This window comes from Faecalimonas sp. LCP19S3_D12 (genome assembly GCF_052121495.1).
Classification (GTDB): Bacteria; Bacillota; Clostridia; order Lachnospirales; family Lachnospiraceae; genus Faecalimonas.
Map to the genome: position 1 here is coordinate 1 of NZ_JBQKED010000085.1, position 5,085 is coordinate 5,085.

Annotated in this window: 4 protein-coding genes; 2 read left to right on the forward strand and 2 right to left on the reverse strand. The window is 38.0% G+C overall.

Annotation, left to right across the window (positions count from 1 at the left end; genetic code table 11):
• Positions 1-133 precede the first annotated feature (133 nt).
• Positions 134-1,153 (reverse strand): substrate-binding domain-containing protein, encoded by a 1,020-nt coding sequence (locus ACTQXY_RS15090; protein WP_441660155.1) that lies wholly within the window; start codon positions 1,151-1,153, stop codon positions 134-136.
• A 137-nt stretch (positions 1,154-1,290) separates the two neighbouring features.
• A complete protein-coding gene (locus ACTQXY_RS15095) occupies positions 1,291-2,682 on the reverse strand; it encodes an MATE family efflux transporter (RefSeq protein WP_441660156.1) in 1,392 nt (463 codons plus the stop codon).
• Positions 2,683-2,780: 98 nt separating this feature from the next.
• Here ACTQXY_RS15095 and ACTQXY_RS15100 point away from each other — a divergent pair, with 98 nt between their 5' ends.
• Together ACTQXY_RS15100 and ACTQXY_RS15105 are read left to right on the forward strand one after the other, a co-directional pair.
• Positions 2,781-3,551 (forward strand): MerR family transcriptional regulator, encoded by a 771-nt coding sequence (locus tag ACTQXY_RS15100; protein WP_441660157.1) that lies wholly within the window; start codon positions 2,781-2,783, stop codon positions 3,549-3,551.
• A complete protein-coding gene (locus tag ACTQXY_RS15105; RefSeq protein WP_441660158.1) occupies positions 3,545-4,753 on the forward strand; it encodes a cation:proton antiporter domain-containing protein in 1,209 nt (402 codons plus the stop codon). Before ACTQXY_RS15100 ends, ACTQXY_RS15105 begins: the two co-directional genes overlap by 7 nt.
• Positions 4,754-5,085: the final 332 nt, after the last annotated feature.

Sequence of the window (5,085 nt, forward strand, 5' to 3'; positions counted from 1 at the left end):
GATAACATACACTTTTTTCTTGATAAAGTAATTCTACAAAAAAGAATTGTGGATAACTGAAGCATAAGAAAAGCCCGGACTTTTGTCCGGGACTTTGTCTACAGTCTGAGAGCTGATACATTCAGCTCTTTATCTATTTATGAATATCTTTTATGGTTCCTCTCCTAATAATTTTATGTGCTACATAATGTGTTGCAGCATACTCCTTTGTTCCTTTCATATATTTTAAAAGTTCTTTTGCTGCTTTTTGTCCCTCTTCGAAATATGGAATCCGAACGGTTGATAGTTCTGGTCTGCAATAAATGGAAAATTCCAAATCATCAAATCCGATAATTGACATATCTGCTGGAACACTCATACCGATACTATTTAGAAACTGCATTGCCCCTAATGCAATCAAATCACTTCCAGCAACTATTGCTGTCGGCAAGATACTATTCTCTTCATAAATCTTTTTCATTCCATCATATCCTGACTGAAATGAAAATTCACCTTGTTCTATATAGGACTCTGGTACGGAAATCCCCAATTCATCCAATGCCTTTTTATATCCTTTGATTCTTTTTTGTCCAGATGAGAAATCATGTTTTGGCCCGCCTATATATGCAATCCTCTCATGACCACTATCATACAAAAATCTTACCGCATCATAAACAGCCTGCAAATTATCGTGTGTAACTGTATCTATCACGTGCTCACCTTGAACCGCCTCCTGAGTTACTAACACTACCGGATATTCCTTTTTCTGCATCGCATCTGTCAGTTCTTTATTCACATCTACTCCTGCAAACAATACACCGTCTATTTTCCTATCCTCTAGAATATTTAAAAGTTTCAGTTCTTCTTCCAATTCTCCTCTAGATTCACAGACCATAATTGTATAACCTTCATTTGAACAAATATCATTGATTCCCTTTGTAAGTGCTCCAAATACAACATTCGATATATCTGGAACTATGACTCCTACAATATTGGTTTTTTTAGTTATCAGACTTTGTGCCAATGCATTGGGCGTATAATTATTTTTTTCAATAATCTTATAAACTTTTTCTTTTAATTTTGGACTTACCGGTTTTGTCCCATTCATCACTCTAGATACAGTAGAGATGGATACTCCAGCCTCCTTTGCAATGTCTGCAATTGTAATAGCCATATTCTCCTCCTTTACAAACAGGAAAAGGTTTTCCTGTTTGTTTATATGCTACCACTTTATTCACTTTTCGTCAATTTAATTTTTTGTTTTTTATTATTTTTGTATGTTATATATAGTTTTTCACCACAAACATTGTGCTATTTTACTACTTTTGTGTTTTCTTTATGTCTACCACGATTATTTTCAAAACAGACACTTTTTCTCCCTCGCGGGATAAAAACTAACGCCAGAACTGCAACAAACATCGTTAAAATTTCCGCTCCTGGAACTGCAAGCCAGATTCCATTCATTCCCCAAAATTGTGGCAGCACTATCAAAAACAGCAACAACAACGCGAACGAGCGAAGGAATGTAATTGCTCCTGCAAAATATCCTTTCCCATAAGCCATCATACGTACTGCTGAGAAAATGTTAATTCCGGAAAACAAAAATCCCAAACCATATATCCGCATTCCGGAAACCGCCAGTGTATATACACTGCTATGTTTGTCAGCAAAAAAAGATACACACATTGGTGCCAGAAAAAAAGTCAATGCATAAATTACAATCGGGGCAATACTGAAAAAACGATATGCATACCTCTCAAGGGCACGGCATACATCAAGTTTTTTATCTCCATATGCATATCCAAGCGGAGGCGCCATTCCCATAGAAAAACCGGAATAAACCCCAATAAACAAAAATTGCAGATACATAATAATGGAGACAGCAGCTATCCCATCTTCTCCGGCAAACGCCATCGCCGTTCTATTAAAAACAATTGTTGTGATCGCGATTGCCAATTGATTCACAAACTCGGACGTTCCGTTTATCATACAGTTAAATCCTATCTTGAAAGACAGTCCTCGAAATGTAAATTTCAAGGTATGTTTCTTCTTCACAAAATAGTAAAGTCCCATAGAAAAAGAAAGTAGCAGTCCTAAAATCGTAGCAAGTGCAGCTCCCAAAATCCCCATGTCCATACATCCCACAAAAACATAGTCCAATACAATATTTAGGAGACCTCCTGAAAGCGCCGTCAAAAAGCTGTAAGTGGGTGAGCCGTCCACGCGAATAAAATAAGTAAGCAGCTCTTTTCCAATGACAACAGGAGTACCGACAAGCCACCAAAAAGCATATGTTTTGCAATCACTCATCGTTAATTGTGTCGCGCCCAGTAATTCCAATAGCGCAGGAAGTTTTATCCAGATTAAGGCAGATACACCGCAGCCAACCAACAGTGACAGCAGCATGCTGACAGAAAATGTTCTGTTTGCTTCTTCTTTTCTTTCCCCACCGATATGAAGCGCTGCAAGTGCACTCCCACCTGTTGCAAACGCCAGTGCAATTCCCGTCAATATATTTACAATCGGATACACAATATTGATAGCTGCTAATGCATTTGTCCCCACATAGGACGACACAAAAATTCCATCCACAATGGTATATACCGTATTAAACAATGCCGTCAAATACGTTGGGATAATAAACTTTAATAATTTTCCAAACCGTACTTCCTTCGCCGAATCAAAAATCAATAATTTTTCCATATGTTCTCCCTCCTCAGTGCTATTTTAAACCTTAAAGTTACTTGAAGGTCAACACAAAATATCTTATAATGAAAGAAAAATTATCAGGAGCAATCATCATGAAAAAGCAATTTCATATTGGAGAGATTTCAGAATTTTTCAATCTACCTGCTTCCACCTTACGTCACTGGGAAAGCACAGGGATTTTGACACCAAAAAAGAATCACGAAAATAACTACCGCGAGTATACAATAGAAGACTTTATGAATCTCTCCGATATTATTTTTTACAAAAGTCTGGGACTCCCGCTCAATCAGATACAAACGATGGAACAGTCCACCCCTGAAGAGCATTCCTTTTTATTACATGAAAAAATTGATGAATTAGTTCAGCAACAGCAAGAGCTTCAGCACCGAATGCAAAAACTTCGCAATCATCTAAATGCCATAGATACTTTAAATGAGCTGAAATCCCATCCATTCGCAGAAGTAGATATCGATACCGACTGTATTGTCTCTTTTGATTTAGGTGAAATCAAAAAACTCCGACAATATATTGAGAATCCGTATCTGTATTCTCGTGTACAGCATTCAGAACATATTCAGTCAGAGCTTCGGGGATTGACGATTCCGTCTGAACAGCGTTCTTTGTTTCCCGATACTCAGGTACTTTGGGAGAAGAGCAGACACCGTTACATGGCTTGTTTGATGAAAGAAGAAGTCACGGAAGGATTTCCTAATAATTTGTCTCAACTGCTGTCGCAGATTCAAAAGACATACCGCACCGGTTTTATAATCAGCCGATTTTTATTGCGTGCCAAAGAAAATGGAAAGCTCTATGACTTTTACAAAACATTTGTTGAAATTGAGGAGGATTGTTATTTATGTTAACATCACTTGCATTTATTTTTCTTGTAGGTCTTGCTGCCGCAGCTATTTGTCAGCAATTAAAGCTACCTCGTATTATTGGAATGCTCATCACCGGAATTATTCTAGGTCCTTATGTTCTTGACTTGCTTGATCCTTCTATTTTGTCCATTTCATCCGAGTTACGGCAAATGGCTCTGATCATCATTCTGTTAAAGGCCGGATTGTCATTAGATCTGTCTGACTTAAAAAAAGTCGGGCGTCCCGCTGTTTTGATGTCATTTGTACCTGCAAGTTTTGAAATACTCGCCTTTTTCCTTTTTGCCCCTCATATTTTGGGGATTAAACCGATTGAGGCAGCTGTCATGGGAGCCGTTTTCGCTGCAGTATCTCCTGCTATTGTCGTACCACGAATGGTCCGCTTGATGGACCAGAATTACGGCACAGATAAAAGTATTCCGCAGCTTATCCTTGCCGGTGCCTCCTGCGATGATATTTTTGTCATCGTGCTGTTTTCCACATTTTCCAATATGGCTCAAGGTGGAAATGCACATCTGATGGATTTTGTCAATATTCCGGTTTCCATCTTGCTCGGCATCGTACTCGGTGGTATTACCGGGTATCTGCTCAGTTTATTTTTCGAGACAGCATATGCACACAAGCATTGTGTCCGAAACAGTATGAAAGTGATTATTGTATTAGGAATTTCTTTTTTGTTAATGGCAATTGAAACGTGGATGAAAGACATTGTATCTATATCCGGTCTTTTAGCTGTTGTAAGCATGGCATGCCTGTTAAAAATTAAAAGCACCACTTTTGTTTCCAAAAGGCTTTCTGATAAATTTGGGAAATTGTGGCTCGCCGCAGAAGTCATTCTGTTTGTTTTGGTCGGAGCTGCTGTAGATATCCGCTATACACTGAACGCAGGCGGCGCTGCCATTCTCATGATATTGGTTGCACTTCTATTTCGTTCTGTCGGAGTTGCGATATGTCTTATCCGAACGAGGCTCACAAAAAAAGAACGGTTATTCTGTATCCTTTCCTATCTTCCAAAGGCTACCGTTCAGGCTGCTATTGGATCTGTTCCGCTTGCTATGGGGCTCCCTTGCGGACAGATTGTACTTTCCGTTGCAGTTTTAGGAATTTTAATCACTGCCCCGCTTGGTGCCATATTGATTGATGGCACTTACCAAAAATTACTTTGCCAATCAAAAAATAAGAAATAACGGAACGTTTTCATTGATTCTTCAAAAACTGTTCACATTTTTCTTACTTTTCTATCACACTTTTTACACAAAAAGCCAGTATACTAATAACCATAAAAGATATTAATCTTTTTATATCATTTTCTTTTTCATAATTGCCGGTCATAAGACCGGCTTTTCCTCTGTTTATCCCCTTTTATATACAACATAAGTCTTCTTAAGATTAACTTAATAAAATTTTCTTTTCTTTTAGAATCTAATCATATTTTGGACACATTTTTCTTTTATACTTAGAGTCAGATAGTTGATAGAACAACTATCTCCCCCCTCATAAAGTAATCATCTTCAGATTT